Here is a 25645-nt window from a genome sequence, read left to right as displayed (position 1 = left end):
CTGGCGTGTGGTGCTGAACGTCAGTGCGTCGCGCCCGTCTCCGGAAGGTCTCGCTGGCATGCCTATGTCGTCCCTCACCCGCCGCTGCGGCGCTCCACGGCCCTGTCTGAGACTGGGGGTCGCGGGAATCGTTGCTGCGGTTCTGCTGAGCTTCTCAATTGACGCTCGAGCGCGAGCCGACGCCGATGCCACCCACGTGACTCAGCAGTTCGCCCAACTGGTCGCCGAGACGATCTCGGCGACACTGGGCGGCCCGGCGATGGGAACCCTCGCCGACGAGATCCGAACAGTCAGCACATGTCTGGCCGATCGAGCGCGCCCAGTCGAGCCGCCAGTGCCAGCCGAGGATCCCATCACTGCGGTGGGATGCTTCGCCGCCGTGCTCGGCGCGGGACGAGCAGCCGCCGAACTGATTGTCGACGCGCTGCCGATCGGGCGGCTGCTGGCGCTTCTGGCTTTCGAGATGCGTCCCCACGATCCCGCGGCTGCGCACCCGGCACCAGCTGGTCCACCCGTCTATTCGTCGCCGTCGCCGGGGTCGGTGGTCGCTCCCACGAACGGCCGAGTGACCTCCACCTTCGGTGACGGCCGCGGCCATCAGGGTATGGACATCGGCAACGACCTGGGGGCACCGATTTTCGCGGTCACCGACGGCGAAGTGATCAACTCGGGGCCAGCTGAAGGCTTCGGGTTGTGGGTACGCATCCGGCATGCCGACGGAACAATCACGACCTACGGCCACAACGACGACAATCTCATCGACGCGGCAGCGCCGGTCACGGTCGGTCAACCCATTGCCACGGTGGGCAATCGCGGTAACTCGACCGGGCCTCATCTGCACTTCGAGGTTGCTGATGCATCCGGCGCCGCCCTCGACCCGGTGCGATGGCTCGCCGAACGCGGCGTCAGTCTGCCCTCCGACAGCGACGCCGAACCTACTATCACGCCCAACGAACCGTCGGGCACCGGAAGCGCAGACCTCTGGCGGTAAGGGTGGGCGCGGCGCACGGCCGCGGCGGACCGGTCGGGCCGATCTCAATGAGGGAGGCGACCTTTCGTCGCGGTCCTGTCGCCTCCCGGTTGCGACTCGGAATTCCAGTATCAACTATGCTACCTAGTAGTTAATCGACTACAGTCCGTAGTAACGGCCCGGGAAGTCGCACGCACGATGCGCGTGTTGCTTCGATCAGGGCCGCCATTTTTTCAAGTCAGATGGAGGCCTCATGACCGCGGTGTCCCCGCGCCCGCCCGAGGTGGTCGCCACGCGGCCCTATCCCGAGCGGCGAAAGGCCAAAGGGTCATTCATCTACACGATGCTGACCACGACCGATCACAAGCTGATCGGCATGATGTACATCGTCGCGTGCTTCGGGTTCTTCCTCATCGGCGGACTGATGGCGCTGCTGATGCGCGGAGAACTCACGACGCCGGGCATGCAATTCCTCTCGACCGAGCAGTACAACCAGCTGTTCACCATGCACGGCACGATCATGCTGCTGATGTATGCCACCCCCATCGTGATCGGCTTCGCCAACTTCGTACTGCCCCTGCAGATCGGCGCTCCCGACGTCGCCTTCCCGCGGCTCAACGCACTGGGTTTCTGGCTGTTCGTCTTCGGTTCGACCATCGCGATTGCCGGCTTCATCACCCCAGGTGGCGCCGCGGACTTCGGCTGGACCGCCTACACCCCGCTCAGCGACGCCATCCACTCACCCGGCGTCGGCTCCGACATGTGGTTCCTCGGACTGACCGTGTCTGGTCTGGGCACCATCCTGGGCGCGGTCAACATGGTCACCACGGTCATCTGTCTGCGCGCACCGGGAATGACGATGTTCCGTATGCCGATCTTCACGTGGAACATCCTGGTCACCAGTGTGCTGATCTTGCTGGTGTTCCCGCTGCTCACCGCGGCATTACTCGGCGCCGAAGTCGACCGCCAGTTCGGCGCGCATCTGTTCGATCCGGCCAACGGCGGCGCCATTCTCTGGCAGCACATGTTCTGGTTCTTCGGTCACCCCGAGGTGTACATCATCGCGCTGCCGTTCTTCGGCATCGTCTCCGAAATCTTCCCGGTCTTCAGCCGTAAACCGTTGTTCGGGTACTCAGGACTGGTCTACGCCACCCTCGCCATCGCCGCCCTGTCGGTCGCGGTGTGGGCACACCACATGTACGTCACTGGCGCCGTGCTGTTGCCGTTCTTCTCCTTCATGACCTTCCTGATCGCGGTACCCACGGGCGTGAAGTTCTTCAACTGGATCGGCACAATGTGGCGGGGCCACATGACCTTTGAAACCCCGATGCTGTTCTCGGTCGGCTTCATGGTCACCTTCCTGTTCGGCGGACTCACCGGTGTGCTCCTGGCCAGCCCGCCGATCGACTTCCAACTCTCCGACAGCTACTTCGTGGTCGCCCACTTCCACTACGTGCTGTTCGGCACGATCGTGTTCGCCACCTACGCCGGCATCTACTTCTGGTTCCCGAAGATGACCGGACGACTGCTCGACGAACGCTTGGGCAAAATCCATTTCTGGCTGACGTTCATTGGCTTTCACCTCACCTTCTTGGTGCAGCACTGGCTCGGAGCCGAAGGCATGCCCCGCCGATACGCCGACTACCTGCCCTCAGACGGCTTCACCACGCTCAACATCATCTCCACCGCCGGCGCGTTCGTCCTCGGCGTCTCGACACTGCCGTTCCTGTGGAACGTTTTCCGCAGCTACCGCTACGGCGAGGTCGTCACCGTCGACGATCCATGGGGCTTCGGCAACTCCCTGGAGTGGGCCACCAGCTGCCCGCCGCCGCGCCACAACTTCACCGAACTGCCCCGCATCCGGTCGGAGCGTCCGGCGTTCGAACTGCACTACCCGCATATGGTGGAGCGGCTGCGCGCCGAAGCCCACGTCGGCACACGGCACGGTGAACCCAGCGAGGCGGCCGAAGAAGTCCGCCGTGCGCCGCTGACCACCGGAGACCACGAAGCATCTACAGATCCCGACCCGGAGAGCCGACCGTGAGCAACTACCCCTACCCTGCCCTCGACCAGGCCGTCCCGCGAACGCGCCGCCCGCTGACCGTTCCGCGGTGGTTCGCCATCCTCGCAGTCGGCTACACCGCGGTGATGACCTTTGCGCTGACCCTGCTCGCAGGTTCTGTCCTCGCTCAGGGCACTCCCCTGCTGCTGTGGCTGATCGCGGCGACCGCGGCAACGTGTGCGGCCCGCGGTGCGGCCGCGGTCGCGACCCGCGCAATGCAACCAGCACGAGGCCGTGCGGCGCGGCCGTAGCCGAAGCACCTCACCACCGACCCCCGCGGCCGCGGAGAGACCCGTCGCTACGCCGCGTCAGGCGAGACCACGAGCCACCGGGCCTTTCCCAAGATCACCGGGCCTGACCGAGAGCGAATCGGCTGGTGGAGCAAGGGTTAGCGGTCCCGGTCGAGCATCGGTTGGCGCTGCTCAGCACCGCACACCATGTATTTGGTACCGAACACGCAGGGTGTCGCGATAGCGCGACTGACTGGGTGTGCCGCCCGCGCAGGCAGCTGCGATCGACACGCTGAGACGAGCACCCGGTGAACAGCCTCCGCTACCGGTGGCGCAGCCAGGCGCGACACCCACGGGCGTCGAGCCGCAGCCACTGAGGAGCGAACTGGGCGTGACCGGGACTTATGCGGTAAGCCCATGCACGAGAACCGACAACACCGGAAGTGCCGCAGCCGTACACAACGCAGCACCCAGGAGGGGCAACACGCTCGCCGCAGCGTAGGTCGACTTCGTCGGCTCGATCGCGCCGTTCTCGAGCATTAGCAATCGGTAGCGCGTCGAGTGCGGCATGGGGGTCCCGGGGCCTACACCCTGGCCGGTCACATGCGCGAGTGCGCTGCGCACGGCAGCCGTGCTGGTCACCCGAGCAGCCGACATGTCGGCATCTGCTTCGATCAAGGCCGCGACTGCCGTCGGCGCCCGGCGAAACAGCGGCACAAAGGGCAGAGCACGTGCCATCACATCGCAGACCGCCAGAACGCGGTCATGCCGCGACCTCAGATGGGCGAACTCGTGCGCCAGTACTGCGGCCCGCGCCTCGGCGGGCACGTCTGTGCGCAGCGCACTTGTTGCCACAACGAAACCACTGCGCCCGCCGACGCAGTACGCCATGGGGTGGGGATGATCGATCCAGAGCACGTCGGGGGTGTCGGGTTCGGTACTGCCCACCACAGCAACGACATCGCGATGAAGACGGTGCACGCGATGCACATCGCGGGTGTGACGAGCGCACGACATCGCGGTGCGAGCGACCGCGGCGATCACCACCACGGCCACGGCAATGCCATACACCTGGCTGAAATCGTCGCGCACCGCGTGCAGGACAGCTCCCGCGCACCGAGCCAAGGTGTCAACGAAGCGTTCGGCCGGCGGCGGATCCGGCCACAACGCCGACAGCGCCGACAGAATCAACAATCCCACCGCCGTGGCGATACTGCTGACCCAGGCGGTGATCAGTACCCGCGGTGACCATCGCTGGGGCAATCGGTCGAGAACGTAGGGACCCAACACGCCCAGCACGGCCGCGCCCACCAGGTGGGCCAATGCGACGCTCACACTCTCAGCGCTTCCTCGGACGATCCGTCCGCGTCCGGGACAGGTGCTCGCTGAGGACCGCGCGCTCCTCGGGAGTAACCATCCGGGCGAAGTGCATCAGCACCGCCGTCGAATCGCCGCTGGCATCGAGCACCTGCCGCAGTGTCTGCGACGTCGCCTCCTCCCGCGACTGCAACGGGAAGTACCGATAGGCGCGGCTGATCTTCTCGCGACCCGCGAAGCCCTTCTTGTGCAGATTGGTGACCACGGTCAACACCGTCGTGTACGCCAAGTCGCGGTCGGCCAGCGCATCGACGATGTCGTGCACACTCATCGCCGCCGAAGCGCCCCACAGCACATCCATCACCGCGCGTTCCAACGAACCCAACTGAGTCACCGTCGCCTGCCTGATCGCCTCGTATTTGCTGCCAGTCTAGAACAAACTACCCTGCTTAGTAGCCGAAGCCTGGTTGCCTCAGCCCTGCTGCCACTGCCCCACGGGGGCCCTCGCATCTTGCGGTGCCGGACCCTCACCGCCTACTGAAAGCGCCCACCCGTGACCGACCTCGTTGACCACACGCACCCAACACGCCGCATCCAACTCGATGTGGGCGGGATGACCTGCGGTGCGTGCGCAGCTCGGGTGGAACGCAAACTCAACAAGCTCGACGGCGTGCGCGCCTCGGTCAACTACGCCACACGGCGAGCCACCGTGGAACTCGATACCCACGCACACGTCGCCGATGCTATCGACGCCGTGCACACAGCAGGGTATGCGGCTGCGGAACTGTCCGAGCAGGCCCCTGCCGTCAACGAAGATTCAGCGACTGCGAAGGCACTGTTCACCCGGCTGATCGTCGCGCTAGCCCTGTTCGTGCCCCTGGCCAACCTCTCCGTGGTGCTTGCTGTCGTCCCCGACCTTCGCTTTCCCGGCTGGCAAGCAGTGTTGGTGGCGCTTGCCGCGCCGGTGGTGACCTACTGCGCGTGGCCCTTCTACCGCACCGCGGTGCGCACGTTGCGGACCGGCGTGGCCACGATGGACACCCTCGTCTCGCTGGGAGTGCTGGCCGCGACCGCACTGTCGGTGTACTCGATGTTCTCGGCCGAAGCGACCTCGACCGCAGGCCAGGGGGTGTGGTCGGCAATCTTTTCCAGCGACTCCATCTATCTCGAAGTTGCAGCCGGTGTCACCGTCTTCGTGCTGGCAGGACGCTACTACGAGGCGCGTGCCCGGGCACAAGCTGTTCAAGCACTGACGGCGCTGGCCGCTCTGCGTGCCACCGACGCCCGAGTCGAGTGCGCAGGGGACACGACCATGCTCATACCCCTCGCGGAACTCAAAGTGGGGCAACGACTCATCGTGCTGCCGGGAGAGACCATTCCATCAGATGGGCAGGTGATCGAGGGCGCCGCCAGTGTGGACCTCAGCGCCATGACCGGTGAGACGACGCCGGTTCAGGTGTCAGCCGAGCAAGGCTCCACCGCCGTCGGGGGCACGACGTGCCTCGACGGGCGACTACGCGTCGAAGTCACCGCAGTCGGTGACGACACCCGCCTGGCCGAGATGATCGCGCTGGTCGACAGCGCGCAGACAGCCAAGGCTCGCGCTCAACGCGTCGCCGACCGTATCGCCGCGATCTTCGTTCCGTGTGTCATCGCCCTAGCCGCAGCCACTGTCGTGGGCTGGTCGCTCACCGGGGCGTCATGGGAGCACGCGGTGAGGGCCGCGGTGGCCGTGCTGGTCATCGCCTGCCCATGCGCGCTGGGCCTGGCCATGCCCATGGCGCTGGTGATCGCTACCGGGCGAGGCGCCCAACTGGGCATCTTCCTCAAAGGACACGCCGCATTGGAACTGTCCGGGACGATCGATGTGGTGGTCTTCGACAAGACCGGCACCCTCACCAACGGGCAGCCACACGTCACCGGCGTATACACCGTCGACGACGACAGTGCCGAGCTGATCCTGGGCTGGGCGGCGACACTCGAGCAGCACACCAGCCACCCCATCGCCACCGCTATCGCTGCCGCGGCCGGTCCGCAGTCGCTTGCCGCACCGGTCGACGAGGTGGTCACCGACGTCGGTAGCGGCGTGCGAGGGGTAATCGACGGAGTGAAGGTGCAGGTGGGTTCCCCGGCATGGATCGCCCGTAGCGCCGCGGTGCCCGCCGCGATCGACGCGCGGCGCACTGACATCGAGCGCTCTGGGGGCACCGCGGTCTATGTCGCAGCCGATGATGCAGTCCGGGGCCTGATCGACATTCGTGATGGCATCAAACCCTCTGCCCGCCAGGCGGTCGATGAGTTGCACCGCATGGGAATTCGCACGTTCCTGGTCACCGGCGATAACGCCGGCGCAGCGCAGCGCACCGCGGAGCAGGTCGGCATCGACGACGTGATCGCCGGGGTGCTCCCGGCCGAGAAAGTGGCCATCATCGACAACGTGCGCAGTAGTGGCGCCGGTGTGGCGATGGTCGGCGACGGCATCAACGACGGGCCCGCACTCGCATCGGCTGATCTGGGCATTGCGATCGGACGCGGTACCGATGTTGCTATCGGCGCCGCCGACATCGTGTTAGTGCGCGATGACCTCACCACCGTCGCTCTGGCGCTGCAACTCGCCTCGGCCACGCGACGCACGATGCGCACCAATCTGGCATGGGCGTTCGGCTACAACCTCGCCGCGCTGCCGCTGGCTGCCGCTGGATTGCTCAATCCTCTGATCGCCGGGGCCGCAATGGCTTTGTCATCGTTTTTCGTCGTCTCCAACAGCCTGCGTTTGCAGAACTTCGCGCGTATAGACCGCTGAAGGTGACAGAGGCTGGGGCTGGGCCAACTGCGAGACCATCGCAGCGACGGTGTGGGAGGTGCCGGCATCAATGGCCGTGGACTCGGACCGATCGGGTCGACGTTCGGCACGCACCCACTGCGCCAACAGCACCAAGCACACCAGCACCATCGGAATCTCGCTGATCACCGCAGCCACCACACCACCCACCCATTGCGTGCGAGCCAGATCGGGATTCCACGGTAGCTGCAACTGGCTGTAGAAAGACTCACCGATCACCGTGGTGGAGGTCATCAGCGCGATACCAAAGAAGGCATGAAAAGGCATGACGGCGAACAGCAGACCAAGCCGCGCCAGAAACGGTAACTGTCTGGGTCCAGGATCAATCCCCACAGTCACCCAGAAGAACAGGTAGCCGATGGCCAGGAACAGCACGCTCATCACGACGTGCCCCCAGTGGTAGCGCACGAGGACGTCGAACACCGGAGTGAAGTACACCAGATACGACGAGCCCACAAACAACGCGAACGCGGCAATCGGATTGAGCAGCAGCTGCAGGCCCCGCGAGCCGAGCACGATCAGCAGCGCCCGCCGGCACGCCGCGCCACCGGTGGTTCCGATCGTCGGCAGCACCCTCAACAGCAAGGTGATCGGCGCACCACCCACCAACAGGATGGGTGCGATCATGGTCAAACCCGTGTGTTCGGCCATGTGCACACTGAACAACGCGTTGCCGTAGGCCTTCAGCCCAGAGCTGGTGGACACCACCACCACAGCGCACCCCGCGACCCACGACACCGTTCGCCGGATCGGCCACCGGTGTCCACTTGCCCGCTCCCGCCGGGCGGCAACGACATAGCCCACGACACCCACCACCGCCGCCACACCCACCACGAGATCAACACGCCACAGCGAGACCAGCGATCCGACATCGGGCGGGCCAGGAAGGGAATACCCCAGGTACACATCCCAGCCCGTAAAAGGGTGGGCAATCAACCCGGGTGCGACCCTGGTGTCCATCACCGCCCAGCACGCCACGGCCACCAGTGCGGTCCCCGTGGCGAAGGCAGAAGCAGTTGCCGGCGTCACCACACCCCGGCGCAAACGCACGAGGTCGGCAATCATTAACACGGTCAGTACAGCCACCAACAACCCCGCGGCGCGACCGAACGCCGACGACCACACATCGGGAGTCCGCAGCAGCAGCGTCACAGCCACCGCGCCCGCCAGTGCCATCACATCGGCGCCCAGGACAATGCCACCAACACGCCGGTCGGCCGCCTCGTCGATGGTCGCCGACCCCAGACCACGAACCCGGAACCGATCAGCCCACCGCAGCCCCACCGACAACGCCAAGCTCACTGCGAAGACGATCACCGCGCCGGTCGTGTAGTCGTGGTCAGGGCCCTGCGCGGCATTGCCGACCACGGGCAGCGCGAGCACACAAATCGCTGCGGGAACCACCAGCGCCACCTGCATCGACCACCGCAGTGACACCGAACCGATCAGCACCACGACACCCGCTGCCGCCACGACCAGCCACGCCAGCGCCGGCAAACTCACACTGAACGCGTAACCGACCTTGCCGCTCGAGACCATCGTGCCCACAGACACGCCGGTGGTGTCTGCGGCCGCGGTGAAAGCCATGAATAGCGCAACGACCACAGAGCACCCCGCGGCGCGGCGGACGCGGCGAAACACTGGATAGACCGCAGCGTCGATGAAGCCTTGCGAGTCAGGCACGGCCGTGAGCACCATCGAGACCAGTCCCCCGAGCATCACCGCAGCCAACGCAAAGCCAGCGAAGTTGCCGACCACATCGGCGACAGCTGTGCCCGCCCCAGGATATGGATCTGCGCTTTCGACGTAGCGACTGGCGCCGGAGATCCAGGCGTAGATCACCAGCGCCACAATTAGCCCACCGACCAGCAGTGCAGCCATCAACCGGGGTACGGCTACGCCGTGCGGAGTTGACGGTGCGGTCGCCTCCGTCGACGGCTTCATATCACCCACCACCTACATGCTACTACTGCGCATAGTAATTACGGCGCACGGACTGAAGAACTGGTAGTCGCGGCTGATTCTCGGCTTGCTTGCCACCGCCTCGGTTCGCTGCGGGGCCGCGTCCGCGCGGGCCCCTACCTAATTTTTCGCAGGATCGGTTCGGGCGCCCACTCCTCATCCCCGGTCTGTCCGCTCCCCCGGGTGCGCCGCGACGCTGGTCCGCCTTCGAGATCAGTGTCGGACCAGCGTCGGACGTTGATTACCCTAGGGGGTATGGTACCAAGGTGGGAGTGGCTCAGTTGTCACTGCCGCGGGTGGGGTCGGGATACGGCCGTCCGGGGTATCGCCAGAAGGGAAGGGCAGCATCGCTATGAGTACGTCTACCGTCACTGTCACCGGGATGACCTGCGGACATTGCGCCTCGTCGGTACGCGAAGAGATCAGCACCCTCGACGGTGTAACCAATGTCGCCGTGGACGTGGCCAGCGGCCAGGTCACCATCGACAGCTCCGCTCCGCTGGAGCGTGACGCTATCCGCAGCGCGGTGCAAGAAGCCGGTTATCAACTCGCTGAGTGAGGTCGCGGGCCGGGCCGCCCCGGTGGTGGCCCGGCTCTCCTCGGCAGCGCAGCGTCGCTGGGCGATCTCCTGACAGACAGGAACATGACAATGAACGTCCCTTCTAAGCTGGGCCTTTTCGCTGGTGCGCTGGCGGTGGTCTTCGTGGCCGCCTACACCGTGGCAGCCGCGGTGGCCCCGGACCGGTCAGGCGCTACTGGGTCGGACTCACCGGCGCACGCCGGACACCAGAGCGCACCGGCCTCGTCTGCCGCCGCGACGCCGGGTGTGCGCGGGGTCACCGTCGGGTCGGGGGGTTATCTGCTCTCCGGACTCGCAGCGCCCGCGCAGACCGGCCAGGCGGGCGTGTTGACGTTTTCGATCACCGACCCCGCCGGTTCGGCGGTCACCGACTACACGGTGGAACACGACAAACAACTGCACCTGATCGTGGTCCGGTCTGACGGCACCGCATTCCGCCACGTGCACCCCACGGTGGATGCTGCTGGGCGGTGGTCGATTCCATGGCAGTGGCAGACGGCCGGCACCTACCGGGTGTATGCCGATTTCGTTCCGGCAGCGACCGGTGAAACCCTGACGCTGACACGCACTCTCGAGGTGGGTGGCGACTATCAACCCCGCCCACCAGCCGGTGAGTCGCGGCGGTCGGAGGTGGCCGGGTTCCAGGTCGAGCTGACCGGTGAGCTGCACGCCGGCACCGACTCAGAGCTGACTGCGACCGTGAGTCGCAACGGTCAGCCGGTCACCACCTTGCAGCCGTATCTGGGTGCCTTCGGGCATCTGGTGGCGTTGCGCGATGGCGACCTGGCCTACCTGCACGTGCATCCCGAAGGCTCGACACCCACGCCAGGGCAGTTGTCCGGGCCGCAGGTGAGGTTCGCGACGAACGCACCGACACCGGGCCGCTACCTGCTCTATCTCGACTTCCAGGTCGACGGACAGGTACACACCGCGACATTCGTCGTCGACACCGCTGCAGAGCGTGTTCGAGCAAGCGCGACATCCTCGTCGTCTCCGGCGTCGTCTGCGTCGGTCCCGCCTGAGCACGCCGGGCACTGACCGCCCGTCATCCATCCCGCCGGCTCAACCCACGTCTTGGAGTCCTCATGACCACCACCTCCCCGTCCCGCTCGGCCGGGTCAGACATCGAACTCGCCGTCAGCGGAATGACGTGCGCGTCGTGCGCGATGCGTATCGAGCGCAAACTCAACAAGCTCGACGGTGTCAGTGCCACAGTCAATTACGCCACCGAGAAGGCGCGTATCACCACCTCGGGTGATCTGGATCCGCAGCTGCTGATCACCGAGATCGAGAACGCCGGCTACCAGGCCACGCTTCCGCCGTCGGCGCAGACCGATCACGATGCGAGCGCAGCGGCGACCGATGAGGCCGCCAGCGACCCCGAGCTGCAGGCATTACGCACTCGTCTGATCGGCGCGGTGGTGCTGTCGGTACCGGTCATCGCGATGGCGATGATCCCGGCGCTGCAGTTCACCTATTGGCAGTGGGCCTCGTTGACCCTGGCCGCCCCGGTCATCGTGTGGGCGGCGTGGCCGTTTCACCGCGCGGCCTGGGTGAACCTGCGTCACGGCACCGCCACCATGGACACCCTGATCTCAGTGGGTACCGGTGCGGCGTTGCTGTGGTCGTTGTACGCCCTGTTCTTCGGTACCGCCGGCACACCCGGGATGACCCATGGCTTCAGTTTTACCGTGGCGCCCTCCGACGGAGCGGGCAACATCTACCTTGAGGTGGCCGCCGGGGTCACCATGTTCGTACTCGCGGGCCGCTACTTCGAGAAACGCTCCAAACGGCAGGCCGGTGCAGCGCTGCGGGCGCTGCTGGAACTCGGCGCCAAAGAGGTCGCCGTCATCAAAGACGGCCACGAACAACGGATCCCGATCAACGAGTTGTCGGTCGGCGAGGAGTTCATCGTGCGGCCGGGAGAAAAGATCGCCACCGACGGTGAGATCGTGTCGGGCACCTCGGCGATCGACGCCAGCATGCTCACCGGCGAATCGCTGCCGGTCGAAGTCGGTCCGGGCGATACCGTCACCGGGGCAACGGTCAACGCCGGCGGGCGGCTGCGCATACGCGCCACCCGCATCGGTGCCGATACCCAGCTAGCCCAGATGGCCACCATGGTCGAACACGCCCAGTCCGGCAAGGCCCATGCCCAGCGGCTGGCCGACCGCATCTCGAGCATCTTCGTGCCCGTGGTCATCGCCATCGCTGTCGCGGTCCTGGGCGCCTGGATCGGGGCGGGTTATCCCATCGAGGCAGCGTTCACTGCTGCGGTGGCCGTGCTGATCATCGCCTGCCCCTGCGCGCTGGGATTGGCCACTCCGACCGCCCTGCTGGTCGGTACCGGACGGGGAGCCCAGCTCGGCATCCTCATCAAGGGACCGGAAGTCTTGGAGACCACCCGCACGATCGACACCGTGGTCCTGGACAAGACCGGCACCGTCACGACCGGTCAGATGACGTTGCTGCACGTGCACACCGATGCCAACACGTCCGACCGCGAAGTACTCGCCCTCGCCGGTGCGCTCGAAGACGCCTCCGAGCATCCCATCGCCACCGCCATCGCCGACGCGGCACGCACCGAGCTCGGCGCCCTGGCCGAGGTCGAGGAATTCACCAACATCGAAGGTATGGGAGTGCAGGGCACCGTCGAGGGCCATGCAGTCCTCGTCGGACGCGACAGCCTGCTCGCCGACTGGGGACTGTCGCTGGACGATCCCGATCTGACAACTGCCCGCGAATCCGCGCAAGCCGCAGGACAAACCGCAGTGATGGTGGCCTGGGACGGACAGATCCGTGCGGTGCTGGTCGTCGCCGACGCCATCAAACCCACCAGCGCCGCAGCCGTCGCCCGACTGCAGGCCATGGGGTTGACTCCGGTCCTACTCACCGGTGACAACCAGAAGGCCGCCGAACACGTCGCACGCGAGGTCGGCATCTCCACCGTGATCGCCGAAGTCCTGCCCGCCGACAAAGTCCAGGCCGTCACCGCACTGCAGAACGACGGCAAAGTCGTGGCCATGGTCGGCGACGGGGTCAACGACGCCGCAGCGCTGGCCTCGGCCGACCTCGGCCTGGCCATGGGCACCGGCACCGACGTGGCCATGCAAGCCGCCGACATCACCCTGGTCCGTGGCGACCTCAACGCCGCCGCGGACGCGATCGCCCTGGCCCGCAAGACGCTGGCGACGATCAAGACCAACCTGTTCTGGGCCTTCGCCTACAACGTCGCCGCCATCCCCCTCGCCGCACTCGGGTTGCTCAACCCCATGCTCGCCGGCGCCGCGATGGCCTTCTCCAGCGTGTTCGTCGTCAGCAACAGCCTGCGGCTTCGTGCCTTCACCTCACGCACCACACCCGGTGACGACAACCGCACCTCCCACACACCCTCGACACATACCCCCCAGGGGTATAAGGTGGCGTCATGAACGAGCACACCTCTGCTGAACACGCCGGTCACACGGCCGCCGATCAGCACCACCACGGCCAGGTTGAGCACCACGAGGCGGTGCTCGATCACACCGGACATCACCACCCCGATTCCTCTGCCGGACAACGCCATCACGGTTCCGACGACCACGCCGGTCACGACAGTCACAGTGGTCATGCCGGTCACGGCGGTCACGGGCACGGCGGGCATGGTGACCATGTGGGCCAGTTCCGGCAGTTGTTCTGGATCATGCTCGTCCTCGCAGTGCCGGTCGTCGCGTTCTCACCGATGTTTGCCATGCTCATCGGCTATCAGCTGCCCGATACCGGAGTGGTCCAATGGATTTCCCCGGTACTGGGCACGGTGATGTTCGCCTGGGGCGGGCGTCCGTTCCTGTCGGGGGCCGTAAGTGAATTACGCTCGCGCACACCGGGCATGATGTTGCTGATCGCTCTGGCGATCACGGTGGCCTTCGTCGCCTCGTGGGGAGCCAGTCTCGAGGTTGTGCACCATGAACTGGACTTCTGGTGGGAACTGGCCCTGCTGATCGTCATCATGCTGCTCGGGCACTGGATCGAGATGCGGTCGCTGGCCCAGACGACCTCGGCGCTGGACTCGTTGGCGGCACTGCTGCCCGATGAGGCCGAACGCGTCGACGGTGAACAGATCAGCATTGTGGCCCCGGCGCAGTTGCAGGTCGGGGATGTGGTGATCGTGCGCCCTGGTGCCAGCGTTCCCGCCGACGGCCGCGTCATCGACGGAACCGCCGAGGTCGACGAATCGATGGTGACCGGTGAATCGCGCACCGTCCGCCGTGGCGTAGGTGATCCGGTCGTCGCCGGAACGGTGGCCACCGATTCCGGTCTACGCGTGCAAGTCACCGCGACCGGTGAGAACACTGCGTTGGCCGGTATCCAGCGGCTGGTCACCGACGCCCAGAATTCGTCGTCACGTGCGCAACGCCTCGCCGATTCCGCGGCCGCGCTGCTGTTTTGGTTCGCACTGACCGCTGCGGTCATCACCGCGATCGTGTGGACGGTGATCGGTCAACCCGATGACGCGGTCATCCGCACGATCACCGTGCTGGTCATCGCCTGCCCGCACGCACTCGGGCTGGCCATACCGCTGGTGGTCGCCATCGCCACCGAACGCGCTGCCCGCGGGGGAGTGCTGATCAAAGACCGCCTCGCCCTGGAAGCTATGCGCACCGTGGACGCAGTGCTGTTCGACAAGACCGGAACCCTCACCAAGGGGGAACCGACTGTGATCGCCGTCGAGCCCGCCCCTGGTAGCGACGCCGAGGACGTGCTGGCCGCCGCTGCCGCCGCCGAAGCGGACAGCGAACACCCCCTGGCCCGGGCGATTGTCGCCGCCGCCCGAGACCGGGCCCTGCAGATCCCCTCGGCCACCGAGTTCACCTCCTCACCCGCGGTCGGGGTCAGCGCCCATGTCGAAGGGACGGTCGTGCGGGTCGGCGGGCCGCGCATGCTCGAGGAGCACCGCCGGCACGAACTCGCCATCGCCGAGCAGTGGCGCGCCGACGGGGCCATCATCTTGCACGTCGTGCGTGACGACGAGGTCGTCGGCGCGATCAAACTCGCCGACGAAGTACGTGCGGAGTCCCGCCAAGCCGTCGACGCCCTGCACCAAGTGGGCGTGGCGGTAGTGATGATCACCGGTGATGCCGAAGCGGTCGCGCACAGCGTCGCCGCAGAGCTCGGTATCGACCGGGTCTTTGCCGGGGTGCGCCCTGAGGACAAAGCCGACAAGGTCGCCGAGTTGCAGCGCGAGGGCCGCAAAGTCGCCATGGTCGGCGACGGCGTCAACGATGCCCCCGCACTCGCTCAAGCCGACGTCGGCATCGCCATCGGCGCGGGCACCGACGTCGCGATCGCCTCGGCCGGAGTCATCCTCGCCAGCGATGACCCGCGTTCGGTGCTCTCGGTGATCGAACTGTCCAAGGCCAGCTACCGCAAGATGAAGCAAAACCTGTGGTGGGCAGCGGGATACAACCTGATCTCGGTGCCACTGGCTGCCGGGATCCTCGCCCCGATCGGATTCGTGCTGCCCATGTCGGTCGGTGCCATCCTGATGTCGGCGTCCACGGTGGTCGTGGCTCTCAACGCCCAGCTCCTGCGCCGCCTGGACCTACGCCCGCAGACCAGCACCACCCACGCGCTGCACGACACCCGCCCCACAGCCAGCACTGGGTAAGGAAACAGACCCTTGAAAAGGAGATGATTGTCCGATGACGACATCGTCCGCACCGGAGAACGAGTGCGCACATACCGCGCACGGCTACATCAGTGACAAAAGCCGCTACCTCGCGCGACTCAAACGCATCGAGGGCCAAGCCCGCGGAATCCACCGCATGGTCGATGAAGAGCAATACTGCATCGACATCCTCACCCAGATATCGGCGCTGACCAAGGCGCTCGAAGGTGTCGCGCTCGGCCTGCTCGACGACCACCTCAAACACTGCGTCCTCGACGCCGCCCAGGCCGGCGGCGCCACCGCCGAGGACAAGATCGCCGAAGCCTCCGCCGCCATCGCCCGACTCGTCCGTTCCTGATCCCCACCCGCACAACCGATCACGCCCGACCCTCGGCGCGGACGCATCCGCTCACGTCCGTGGCTGTCGCACCCACTGCGGCACCACCGGCCCGCCCGGGGCCGGGCGTTCGGCCTCGGCATCAACGGCCAGCACCACCCCACGCTCGGCCAGCCACTGTGCGGGATCGACATTCACCCCGGCGGGATCGAGAACCTCGAAATGCAGGTGCGGGCCGGTCGACACACCGCGGTTGCCCACCGTGGCCACGATCTGTCCCATCCGGACCCGGGTGCCCTGCTCGAGCAGATTCTCATCGTTGTGGCCGTAGGTGGTGATCGTGCCGTCATCGTGGCGGATCCGCATCCACAAGCCGAAGCCTTGCGCTGGGCCGGCGGTGATGATCTCCCCATCGGCCACCGCGACAATCGGAGCACCCAGATCGTTGCCGATGTCGATGCCCTGATGGCCGCGCCCATCCCCGAACGTCGAGGTGATCGAGCCGGCAGTAGGCGCCACCGCACCCCCGCTCCCCGGCACCGCAGCACCCGGAGCCCCCGGTTGTGGTTGCGGCCCATGCGGGACGCTGGGATCGTGCGGCACCAACGCCGCCACCAACGTTGCCACCAGACGAGCCAGCGGCAACGCATCGATGATGCGAAAGCCACTGAGCGGATCGACAGTCGAACCAAACGCGCCGAAACACTCCAACGCGGCCACACTGCCGCTGTCGCTGCTCCCGGACTGCGCATGATCACGTAAACACGACGACGCATGCTTGATCGGCTCACCCAAGCTCGCTGCCGCCGCACCGCCCAGCGCCGCCTTGACCGTGTCCTGCACGAGAACCACCAGCTCCCGGGCGACATGGTCATCGGGTGCGGCCGCCGCGGGCAGCACCGGCGCCCACGCCACACCCACTGCCGTCGCCACCGCGACCACCATGAGCATCCACCGCCCGTTCACTGCGCCCGCGAACGAAGCCACCACCATGTGCATACCGTCGAACCCTTCTGACGTCGACGTCGACCACCACTCGGGCGGATCGAATCGATGCCGAAAGTCCACGCCGAGAGAGCGACGCCCAGCATCACACCACGCACACCACCAGCCCCACCAGTCACACAAGTTCCCACGACTGCAGCCGTGATTTTCGTCGCGAGACATGCTTCCCGCAGGTCAGTAGGGGAAAGGCAAGGGCCCGAACCGCACCGAACTACTATCGTGGCTAGTAGAATTGTTATCGAAGCGCCACCTTGCGGGGCGTCTGAAACAAGGAGGACAGATGTCGACAAAGCGCGCGCGCATCATCATCGGGGCATCAGCGGCGGGCCTGCTGGTGTTGGCGGGCTGTTCCGACTCCGAGGGACAAGACCACTCCTCGATGACGGGAATGGTCACCACCACCTCGATAGCGGCACCATCCTCTGTGGCCGACATGGGCGAGCACAACGCGGCCGACATGACCTTCGCCCAGGAGATGATTTCCCATCACTCACAAGCGATCACGATGAGCAACATCCTGCTCGACAAGAACGACATCAATCCCGAGGTCGTCCGACTGGCCCAGCAGATCAAAGCCGCCCAGCAGCCCGAGATCGACCAGATGAAGTCCTGGGTGACCACGTGGGGAGCTTCGATGAGCTCGAGCTCGCAGGGCCACGACATGAGTCAGATGAGTGCCGGGGAATCGATGTCGCCGTCAATGGGCGGTCACGACATGCCCGGAATGATGACCGAACAACAGTTCCAACAGCTGCGCGAGGCCCAGGGAACCGCGGCGGCTCGCCTCTACCTCACACAGATGATCGAGCACCACCGCGGCGCCGTCGCCATGGCCAAGACCGAGATCCAGGACGGGAAGAACCCCGAAGCCATCGCACTGGCGCGAAAGATCATCTCCGACCAGGAATCGGAGATCGCCGAGATGCAGCGACTACTCGCCGGCCTGTAGTGGCCCAGCCGCACCCGCCCGACGGCCTCGAGCAAATGACACGCTCGCTTTCACCATCACAGCAGGCAAGCTACCGCCACCAGCGCCGACACGGCGCCGGTGGCGGTGACGACGGTAGGTAGGACAACAACCCCTGCAACCGTGGCAGCGGCCATTGCGTGGTGACCACGTGACACACATCGCCGACCGTCATAGAGCCGGTGCAAACGCGGCGTCACACTCGCAGAATCACTGATCGACAACGCCCCCGCCGGAAAATCCGACGACCCGGCCGATCGGGCCAGCGTTCCCAACGCCGAGCACACTGTCCGGGTGCCGACCTGTTCGGCCGCCCGTGCATCAGCGGCCTGCTCGACAAGTGTCGCCACCTCATCAGCACCGCGAGCGAACAGCGGAATGAACGGCAACGCTCGGCCCAGAACCCCAGCGAGCAACACGATCGCGTGATGCCGCTGGCGTCGGTGTGCGCGTTCGTGAGCCATCACAGCATTCAGTTCAGCGCCGGTCAGAACGTCCTGCAAACCCGTCGTCGCAGCGATCCCCGCGTTGCGGCCCGGCAAACAGAAGGCCATCGGCCGCTGATCGCTGAGCCACCACACATCAGGAAACCGATCACAACGTTGGCCAACCAGACGTAACGCTTGCAGATAGTGCTCGCGTGCCCGGCCCATTGCGACCGCAGCACGTGCCACCAAGGACACCACCCAAACGGCCGCCGCCACCGTGCTGGCCAGCACCGCGGCCCCAGCCACGGTCTCCACCTGGGCCGGCGCGCCATGAGACAACACACGCAGGCAGGAGGCCACCGCCGACAACTTATGCACGCCGAAGTGGTTCGGCACCACCAGCACCGACACCGCAGCGACCCACAACGCCGTGAACATCGCCTGGGCGGCCGGCCACGCCACCAACACCCACCGAGCATCGATGCGTGGCTGGATACGCACCATCCACCGCGGCCACCACCAACCCAGCAGAGCCGCTGCAGCCACCAGCACCACCGCCATGCTCATCAGCGCCAACCCATCTCGCGCCAGGCGCCGACGGTGTTCAACTCGCTGGGACCGTTCTCCATCAATCCTTCTTCCCTCGCCACACGGCACTGCACCCAAGTATGACCGGAACACACGCCTGCATGCCCCAAGAAACTCGGCACCGCAACCCCTAGAACGCTCCCTACTAACGGAGATAGTATTTAGAGTCGATGTGGACAGGGGTCATAGTGAACCTCGCCGACAAGGGAGCGTTTCGGGTGGTCACAGGTTTCGAGCACGTCGATGATGAGCAGCGGCGGTACCGAAAGGCCATGCGAGAGGTCCGGCGGGCGCCAACACCCCACTCAGCGCACACTTTCTTCGCCGAAGCACATGGCCTCTGCACGACGAACCGCCGACGGCACGTCACCGCTCATCTAGGCATGGCGCGCCAGCTGGCGAAACTCGGCGACAATCGAGGATCGATACACCACACGGCCGCAGCAATTGGCGTTGCCGCCAAGATTCGAGCCTGCCCTAGGTGACATGGCTGGCCGATCGTGCATGGTGCGTCGCCGACCCGCAATTCGCCACCATCGGTGCCAGTGCCGCCGCAATCACCGACACCCTTGCCGACTCGAGGATCGATACCGTCGACGACGACCCAAGAGTCGATCCCCCGCGCTACCTCTGATGGCGGAGCGGCAGCACAGCGGATCACCAGCTACGACGTCGTAAGGTACATTTTCGGCGAATTGCGGTGTATAGCACTATCTTTCGTCACCAGTGACGATAGTGAACGGGAATCACGGGGCCGAACGCCCCGGCTGATGTACATTTGCAACAGCGAACCGGATCACATTGGTGGCTCTTAGAGCGCGCCGATGGTGATGTTGTTCGTTGCACGCCAGCAGCTTTGGCTACTTGTGACTGCGTCTGACCGCAGCTGGCTCGCGCGCCGCGAACATGCTTGCCCAGTTGTCGACTACAGCAAAGATCCGGTTTGCTAATGTGGCGACGCGTTCTTCTGAGTTGCCACACCCAGCCGAAGACCGTTCTCACAGGATCGGAGGGGAGGGCGGTGAGGCCCCCTACTGTGCAGTCCCTCTCCCCTCCGTCCTGGGTCCGAGGCCGCGTGTCACCCCATGCAGGGAAGGTCAGTGCCCGATCTTATGAAGTAGCTGCGAGGCCGGCATTTTCAGAGCTTTGGCGATGCGCGCCAGGGTGATGATGGTTGCTCGCCGCGATCCGTCTTCCACGCCGCGCAGCATGTTGCGCTCGACGCCGGCCTCGAGACCCAGGGCCCGCTGACTGAGGCCCAGTTCCTCGCGGCGGGTCGTGATCGCTTCTCCGAGAGCGCGTAGCAACGCAGGTTCGTCGATGTCGACGGCCATGACGGCTCCTCCTCCCCTATCGCCCGCCAGGTCGGCGGGCGCACTCGGCGTGGCTGAGCCTACCGGCGAGGTCGCCGCGGGCGGCACTACGACGGCGGTGCGCCCGGTCGGCGCGGGACAGCTGCTCACTGCGCGGGTTTCACGATCGTCAGGGTCAGCTGGTCGTCGTCGATGTGCTCGTCGAACTCCTCGACAGCCAGCCAGTGGTCACAGACGTACTGGTCGCGGTCGGAATCGTCCATCGCTGCCCACTGCTCGGGCAGCGGGCCGACGTAGCGCTGCACCCGGCGGACCAGATACGACCGCTCGACAACCTCGGTGCGCGCCAGCTCGGGCATCGCTTGCTCGACCAGCCCGACAAGGGCGGCAGCCGCGTCATGTTCAGCGTCGACACTGCCTGCGAGGTCGCAGGCTCGGCGCCACTGCTCGATGCTTGCGGCGATCGCTCGCGCATGAACGCTCATCGGTGTTGCCGCGCAGGTGTTTTCGGTGGTCGTTGCCATGTGCTGCTCCTTCTTCCTCCGTGCCGTAATGGTTGCCTATAGGCTACCGTTGATGGTAGTCTATAGGCAACCACCACGGATGGAATGGGCGAGGAAGCGACGATCATGGGGCACATCATCTCGAAGACAGCGGAACATCGACCGGCGCTGCGTCGCAGACGATTCCGCCACGACAACCCGACCGCGCTGGACTTGTTCTCAGGATTTGGCGGATTCACCCAGGGCATCGAGGCCGCAGGATTCGACACCATCGTCGGGGCCAACCACAACCGCTACAAGGTCGAGGTGCACGAGGCCAACCACCCGCACGTCGAGCACTGGATCGCTGATCTGATCAACACCGACTCCGACACCTACCACTCGGTGCGCGAACTCCCGGCGGCCGATCTGCTGGTCGCCGGGGTGACCTGCACCAACCACTCCCAGGCCAACACCCAGCGCGCCTACGAACAGGGTCTGACGTTGTTCGACCTCGACGACCCCGAGTTCGAGGAACGCGCCACCCGGTCCGAGCGGGACCGCGCCACGGCCAACTGCGTGCTGCACTACGCCGATCAGCACCACCCGCTGCTGATCCTGGTCGAATGCACCACCGAGTTGCAGTCCTGGGGTCCAGCGGTGCCCGGGCGACGCAAGGTCGGCGACGGGTCGACGTATCGGTGGTGGCTGCGCGAGATCACCAAGCTCGGCTACGAGCACAAGGTGCTCTACCTCAACTCGATGTTCTTCGGCGTCCCACAGAGCCGGGACCGGCTCTACATCGTGTTCTGGGACCGCACACTGCCCGCCCCCGACCTCGACCACCGCCCCCAGGCGTGGTGCGGCCCCTGCGACGAGGCCGTCGAGGCGATGTGGGCGTGGAAGACCGGCGTGCCCGCCAGCGGATCGGTGCGCTACGGCAAGCAGTACAACTACCGCTGCCCGCGCTGCTTCGGTGAGGTCTCCCCCACCGCCACACCGTCGCTGACCGCCTTGGACCTCACCCACCTGGGAACCCGGATCGGCGAGCGGGCCAAGCCGCTGGCCCCGGCGACCATGGCCCGCGCGGAGCGGTGCCGTCAGAAGTTCGCCGAGTTCCCCGCCGTGCTGATGCCGGCCAAGGCCCAACGCGGCGTGGAACGCCACCCGCTGCAACCGATGTCGACGCAAACCTCGCAGCAAGAGACCGCGCTGCTCAGTACCGGCGCGATCATGGTCGCCGCCGGAAACACCTTCGAGCGCCCCGGATCGCAGTGCCGGACCCGAACCCTGGGGCAGCCGCTGTGGACCCAGACCGCCACCAACGCCACCGGCCTGCTCACTCCCCCGGTCGCGATGGCCATCAACAACTTCCAGGGCGCACCACGCGGCCTCGATGAGGCGCTGCCCACCCAGGGCGGTTCGGAAACCCTGAGCATCGTGTCCTCCGGTGTGGTGCCCTTCCGCAAACACACCACCCCGACCAGCCACGCCCAGGCCATGCCGACGGTCACCGCCGAACAGACCCCCGGCCTGCTCACCGCGACCGGCGACCCCGCGCTGCTCGCGGGCTGGTTCAAACAGAACGGCAGCACCGGCACCGAAACCGCCGCGCACCCGCTCACCGATCCGCTGGGCACCCTGACCAGCCGCGACACCACCGCCCTGCTGGCCACTCACTGGCGCGACGCCCTCGCCGACATCCCGCTGGAAGACTGCTTCTTCCGCATGATGACCCCGCACGAGGTCGGCCGCGGCTGCGGATTCGACCCCGACTTCGGCGACCACAAAGGCACCTTCACCGTCTGGGGCAAAGGCCGCGACCAGATCGACGGCTACGGCAACGCCGTCACCCCACCCGTCCCGCTGTGGATCGGCACCCGCCTACGCGAAGTCCTGCACCCCACCAGCGGATGATGACGTCGACCGCCCCGGCACACCGTGACCACTGTGCCGGGGCATCCGGCCCAGTCCACACGGACGGGCCGCGCTCGGACAGCTCGGAAAGCCTCACCGATCACGCCCGTTGCTATTATTGCTGCATGATTGACGCTGGCCGGTGGGGTGCGATCCGCGACCTGGCGGATCGCCAGTTCGGGCTGTTCACCACCGCCCAGGCCCGCAACCTCGGCGTCGCGCCGTATGTCCTGGCTCGCCTCGCTTCCCGTGAGGCCATCGTCCGGGTACACCACGGTGTCTACGAGGTCCCCGAGTCCTCGGCCTGGACCACGCTCGGTGACTGGGCGGCACAGTGGTTGGCGCTGCACCCCGCCGCTGACATCGAGGACCGCCGCACCCACCCTGACAGCGTGGTGAGCCACGCCGCCGCCGCCCAGGTCCTTCGGCTGGGCACGATCACCGCATCCGGGCTCGAGCTGAGCAGCCCGCATCGCATCAACGTCCGCGACCCGTCGGTGCGCACCTGGCGCCGGCCGATCGGTGACCGCGGCCGCGACTGGGACCTCGTCGACGGACTGCCGGTGACCACACCCGCGCGCACCGTGGTCGACCTGCTGCTCACCCACGGCGACGGCGGGCACATCGGGACCGCGCTGCACACCTGCCTGACCGAATCGCTGGTCGACGCCGACGAGCTGATCGCGGCATGTGATCGGGCCGCGCCGCGCTGGAAGTACGCCTCGGGTGCTGAGCTGTTCGCCTCGTTGCTCGATCAGGCCCAGATGCCGGCCGAACCGGTGCTGGTCGGCTGATGGCGTATGCGTCCGAAGAGGCCTTCCGTGCCGGGCTGAAAGCCCGCCTGTCCGCCGAGGCTCGGACGAGCAGATTCAGCCGTGACGAGCTCGCTCAGACCGTGACCCTCCAGTTGTTCCTGGCCCGGCTGTTCCGTTCCCCCGACGCCGACCAGTGGATCCTCACCGGCGGCACCGCCCTGCAATTCCGGGCGCCGACCCAGGCCCGCCCCACCGCCGACGCCGACCTGGCGACCCGCCTCGACGCCGAACACATGCAGCACTCGCTGCGCCAGGCCGCCCACCCCGGACCCGGCGACTTCGGCGAGTTCGACATCACGATCACCGCGACTCGTAGCCCGGGCTTGTTCGCCGGGCGTATCCGTTACAACCTTGCCGGACAACGGTTCTCCGACGCCACGCTCGACCTCGCGACCCACCGGGAGATGCTGCTACCGCCCGAGACGATCAGCCCGCGCCCGGTGCTCGCGCTCGACGAACTCGACCCCATGCCCGTGATCCGGATGCAGGCCGCCGCCGAGGCAGTCGCCGACAAAGTCGCTGCCCTCTACGAGCTGCACGGCCCCCACGGCGACAGCCCCTCGACCCGCGCCCACGATCTGGTCGACCTCGTCATCCTCGCCCGCACCCAGTCGTTCGACGCCGAGCAGCTGCATGCTGCGATCTGCCACCAAGAACAGCGCCGCGACCTGACGATCCCTGCGCCGTTGGTGCTGCCCAACCCGACCTGGGAGCGCGACTACCCAGAGCGCGCCGCGCACAGCGGCTTGCCGGCGCACCTGCACCAGGCCGACGCCGCGCTCACGGCCGCCAACAGCCTCATCGAACCGATCCTGACGGGCGCGACAGAGAACGGCCAGTGGAACCCCGACGACGGTGTCTGGACTTCGGACAGGCCACGTTCGATTGGAGAACTGCTCGCCGACACCCGTGCTGCACAGGCGGCACCGCGCACACCGGCACCGGGGACCTCCCCGCGGCCATCGTCGCGTAGCACAGAACGCTCCCGCGACCACGGACCCGAGCTTTAGATTTGACCAGCGGCCCCGCCGCAAAGCGGGAATGGCGCAGCGAAGGCAGGAGGACGCGATGCGTGATGTGTTCGGTGAGTGGTACTCCGATGGCGACGATGAGCGCCGCGATTTCGTCACTAAGGCCAGAATCGCGTTGGATGCCAACGTCCTGCTGGGCCTGTACCGGATATCGAAGGAGTCCCGCGAGAAGATCCTCGTCCAGCTCGAACGGGACGATATCCGTCCGCGCCTCTTCCTTCCCTACCGCGCCGGCTTCGAATACCACCGTCAACGACTGTCCGTCGCAGCCGATCACGCCAAGCAATACACCAGAGCGACGAACATCATCTCGGGAGTCAAGGGCAAAGGCGTCAATAGTCAGCTCCTGCAGGAACTTCGCGCGGCTATCAGGGAAGTCAAGGACACCGGAGTACAGAAACGACTACTCGACGCGGCGGACACGGCATTCAAGGAAGCCGCGACTACCATCGACGGAGCGATACGGGCAGAGCGTGAGTCGAATATCCTCCACCCCAAACAAATTCAGACAGATGACCCAATCCGGGATCGTATCGAGAAGCTGTTCACCGATGCCGGTCAGATCGGTCGTCGGCGGACATCGACCGACCTCCGGGCATGGGAGGACCAGGCACGTGCTCGGCTCGCCGCTGCCATGCCCCCCGGGACCGGAGTCGATGAGTCCAAGCGGGACGGCGGGATCGGTGACCCACTCATCTGGATGGAGATGATGGACCTGGCCCGAGCTGTCGAGCAGGACGTGCTGTTTGTGAGCGACGACATGAAGGCAGACTGGCGTCAGATCGTTGACGACAAGGACTTCGGGCCTCTACCTGACCTTCTGCGTGAGTTCGCTGACGAAACCGGCCAGCGATACCACCACGTGAACTCGGACACCTTCCTCGAAGACCTCAACACCTATCTCGACGCCGATGTGGACAACGATGTGATCGACGAGGTCAAGAATGCACGCATTTCTGTCTCCGATTCTGGTTCGAGGATCGTTCTGCCCGAAGAGACTATGGAGCGCCTGAGGGAATGGGTTCGCACCAACGAGGCGTTTGACACGACGCTGCGCTCCGAGGCGTTCCGGAACTTCATGTACGGGGAAGACAATCCCGCATCTAAGTCGTTCCAGAAGTTTATGTACGGGCCAGGCAATCCGGCATCTAA

22 protein-coding genes are annotated in these 25645 nt (G+C 66.0%); 15 read left to right on the top strand and 7 right to left on the bottom strand.

What is annotated here, in order from left to right:
- Positions 1-196 precede the first annotated feature (196 nt).
- The 3 genes from M4D77_RS03840 to M4D77_RS03830 all read left to right on the top strand — a co-directional run bounded on the left by M4D77_RS03840 (position 197) and on the right by M4D77_RS03830 (position 3283).
- Positions 197-991: a M23 family metallopeptidase gene (locus M4D77_RS03840; protein ID WP_306413978.1), complete on the top strand. Its 795-nt coding sequence runs from the start codon at positions 197-199 to the stop codon at positions 989-991.
- A 232-nt stretch (positions 992-1223) separates the two neighbouring features.
- Positions 1224-3014, top strand: coding sequence for a cytochrome c oxidase subunit I (gene ctaD, locus M4D77_RS03835; protein ID WP_011161138.1), 1791 nt, complete (start codon positions 1224-1226; stop codon positions 3012-3014).
- The gene (locus M4D77_RS03830; RefSeq protein ID WP_011161139.1) at positions 3011-3283 is read left to right on the top strand and encodes a hypothetical protein; all 273 of its coding nucleotides are present in this window, start codon (positions 3011-3013) and stop codon (positions 3281-3283) included. The genes ctaD and M4D77_RS03830 overlap by 4 nt, the downstream gene beginning before the upstream one ends.
- Before the next feature lie 381 nt (positions 3284-3664).
- On the opposite strand, the gene M4D77_RS03825 is transcribed toward M4D77_RS03830, so the two are convergent.
- Positions 3665-4573, bottom strand: coding sequence for a M56 family metallopeptidase (locus M4D77_RS03825; RefSeq protein WP_249356257.1), 909 nt, complete (start codon positions 4571-4573; stop codon positions 3665-3667).
- Between the two features lie 28 nt (positions 4574-4601).
- On the bottom strand, positions 4602-4973 hold the full coding sequence (locus M4D77_RS03820) for a BlaI/MecI/CopY family transcriptional regulator (protein ID WP_005199796.1): 372 nt from the start codon (positions 4971-4973) through the stop codon (positions 4602-4604).
- A 159-nt stretch (positions 4974-5132) separates the two neighbouring features.
- On the opposite strand from M4D77_RS03820, the gene M4D77_RS03815 reads away from it, so the two are divergent.
- Positions 5133-7382, top strand: a complete 2250-nt coding sequence (locus M4D77_RS03815) for a cation-translocating P-type ATPase (protein WP_035755525.1) — start codon at positions 5133-5135, stop codon at positions 7380-7382.
- Here M4D77_RS03815 and M4D77_RS03810 read toward each other — a convergent pair.
- On the bottom strand, positions 7320-9302 hold the full coding sequence (locus M4D77_RS03810; RefSeq protein WP_035755519.1) for a cytochrome c oxidase assembly protein: 1983 nt from the start codon (positions 9300-9302) through the stop codon (positions 7320-7322). The two genes, M4D77_RS03815 and M4D77_RS03810, sit on opposite strands and share 63 nt — an antisense overlap.
- Positions 9303-9735: 433 nt before the next feature.
- Here M4D77_RS03810 and M4D77_RS03805 point away from each other — a divergent pair, with 433 nt between their 5' ends.
- The 5 genes from M4D77_RS03805 to M4D77_RS03785 all read left to right on the top strand — a co-directional run bounded on the left by M4D77_RS03805 (position 9736) and on the right by M4D77_RS03785 (position 15968).
- Entirely contained in the window at positions 9736-9942 is a 207-nt protein-coding gene (locus M4D77_RS03805) for a heavy-metal-associated domain-containing protein (RefSeq protein ID WP_035755517.1), read from the top strand.
- Between the two features lie 90 nt (positions 9943-10032).
- Positions 10033-11001 (top strand): hypothetical protein, encoded by a 969-nt coding sequence (locus M4D77_RS03800; RefSeq protein ID WP_035755515.1) that lies wholly within the window; start codon positions 10033-10035, stop codon positions 10999-11001.
- 47 nt (positions 11002-11048) lie between these two features.
- On the top strand, positions 11049-13394 hold the full coding sequence (locus M4D77_RS03795) for a cation-translocating P-type ATPase (RefSeq protein ID WP_035755513.1): 2346 nt from the start codon (positions 11049-11051) through the stop codon (positions 13392-13394).
- Positions 13391-15610, top strand: coding sequence for a heavy metal translocating P-type ATPase (locus M4D77_RS03790; RefSeq protein ID WP_035755504.1), 2220 nt, complete (start codon positions 13391-13393; stop codon positions 15608-15610). The genes M4D77_RS03795 and M4D77_RS03790 overlap by 4 nt, the downstream gene beginning before the upstream one ends.
- 34 nt (positions 15611-15644) lie before the next feature.
- A complete protein-coding gene (locus M4D77_RS03785) occupies positions 15645-15968 on the top strand; it encodes a metal-sensitive transcriptional regulator (RefSeq protein ID WP_035755503.1) in 324 nt (107 codons plus the stop codon).
- A 51-nt stretch (positions 15969-16019) separates the two neighbouring features.
- Here M4D77_RS03785 and M4D77_RS03780 read toward each other — a convergent pair whose 3' ends face one another.
- Positions 16020-16946: a M23 family metallopeptidase gene (locus M4D77_RS03780; RefSeq protein WP_035755502.1), complete on the bottom strand. Its 927-nt coding sequence runs from the start codon at positions 16944-16946 to the stop codon at positions 16020-16022.
- A gap of 286 nt (positions 16947-17232) precedes the next feature.
- On the opposite strand from M4D77_RS03780, the gene M4D77_RS03775 reads away from it, so the two are divergent.
- The gene (locus M4D77_RS03775) at positions 17233-17901 is read left to right on the top strand and encodes a DUF305 domain-containing protein (RefSeq protein WP_035755501.1); all 669 of its coding nucleotides are present in this window, start codon (positions 17233-17235) and stop codon (positions 17899-17901) included.
- Positions 17902-17957: 56 nt separating this feature from the next.
- Here M4D77_RS03775 and M4D77_RS03770 read toward each other — a convergent pair whose 3' ends face one another.
- Positions 17958-18914 carry a M56 family metallopeptidase gene (locus M4D77_RS03770; protein WP_035755572.1) on the bottom strand — a complete coding sequence of 319 codons (957 nt, stop codon included), beginning with the start codon at positions 18912-18914 and terminating at the stop codon, positions 17958-17960.
- Between the two features lie 502 nt (positions 18915-19416).
- Here M4D77_RS03770 and M4D77_RS03765 point away from each other — a divergent pair.
- Positions 19417-19569 (top strand): hypothetical protein, encoded by a 153-nt coding sequence (locus M4D77_RS03765; protein WP_171011586.1) that lies wholly within the window; start codon positions 19417-19419, stop codon positions 19567-19569.
- Positions 19570-20032: 463 nt separating this feature from the next.
- On the opposite strand, the gene M4D77_RS03760 is transcribed toward M4D77_RS03765, so the two are convergent.
- Both M4D77_RS03760 and M4D77_RS03755 read right to left on the bottom strand, forming a co-directional pair.
- Positions 20033-20269 carry a helix-turn-helix domain-containing protein gene (locus M4D77_RS03760; protein ID WP_035755500.1) on the bottom strand — a complete coding sequence of 79 codons (237 nt, stop codon included), beginning with the start codon at positions 20267-20269 and terminating at the stop codon, positions 20033-20035.
- A 125-nt stretch (positions 20270-20394) separates the two neighbouring features.
- Positions 20395-20772: a hypothetical protein gene (locus M4D77_RS03755; protein WP_259935582.1), complete on the bottom strand. Its 378-nt coding sequence runs from the start codon at positions 20770-20772 to the stop codon at positions 20395-20397.
- 84 nt (positions 20773-20856) lie between these two features.
- Here M4D77_RS03755 and M4D77_RS03750 point away from each other — a divergent pair, with 84 nt between their 5' ends.
- The 4 genes from M4D77_RS03750 to M4D77_RS03735 all read left to right on the top strand — a co-directional run.
- The gene (locus tag M4D77_RS03750) at positions 20857-22647 is read left to right on the top strand and encodes a DNA cytosine methyltransferase (protein WP_259935581.1); all 1791 of its coding nucleotides are present in this window, start codon (positions 20857-20859) and stop codon (positions 22645-22647) included.
- Positions 22648-22772: 125 nt separating this feature from the next.
- Complete coding sequence (locus M4D77_RS03745; protein WP_055476912.1) at positions 22773-23441, top strand: type IV toxin-antitoxin system AbiEi family antitoxin domain-containing protein; 669 nt, start codon at positions 22773-22775, stop codon at positions 23439-23441.
- The gene (locus M4D77_RS03740) at positions 23441-24472 is read left to right on the top strand and encodes a nucleotidyl transferase AbiEii/AbiGii toxin family protein (protein ID WP_055476913.1); all 1032 of its coding nucleotides are present in this window, start codon (positions 23441-23443) and stop codon (positions 24470-24472) included. The genes M4D77_RS03745 and M4D77_RS03740 overlap by 1 nt, the downstream gene beginning before the upstream one ends.
- Positions 24473-24530: 58 nt before the next feature.
- The coding region (locus M4D77_RS03735) for a PIN-like domain-containing protein (RefSeq protein ID WP_259935580.1) at positions 24531-25645 on the top strand (1115 nt) is incomplete at its 3' end.

This window comes from Gordonia sp. p3-SID1431, from assembly GCF_025143765.1.
Lineage (GTDB): Bacteria > Actinomycetota > Actinomycetes > Mycobacteriales > Mycobacteriaceae > Gordonia > Gordonia hongkongensis.
Note: the sequence above shows the minus strand (reverse complement) of the source record. Positions and strands in the feature narration are given on the sequence as shown.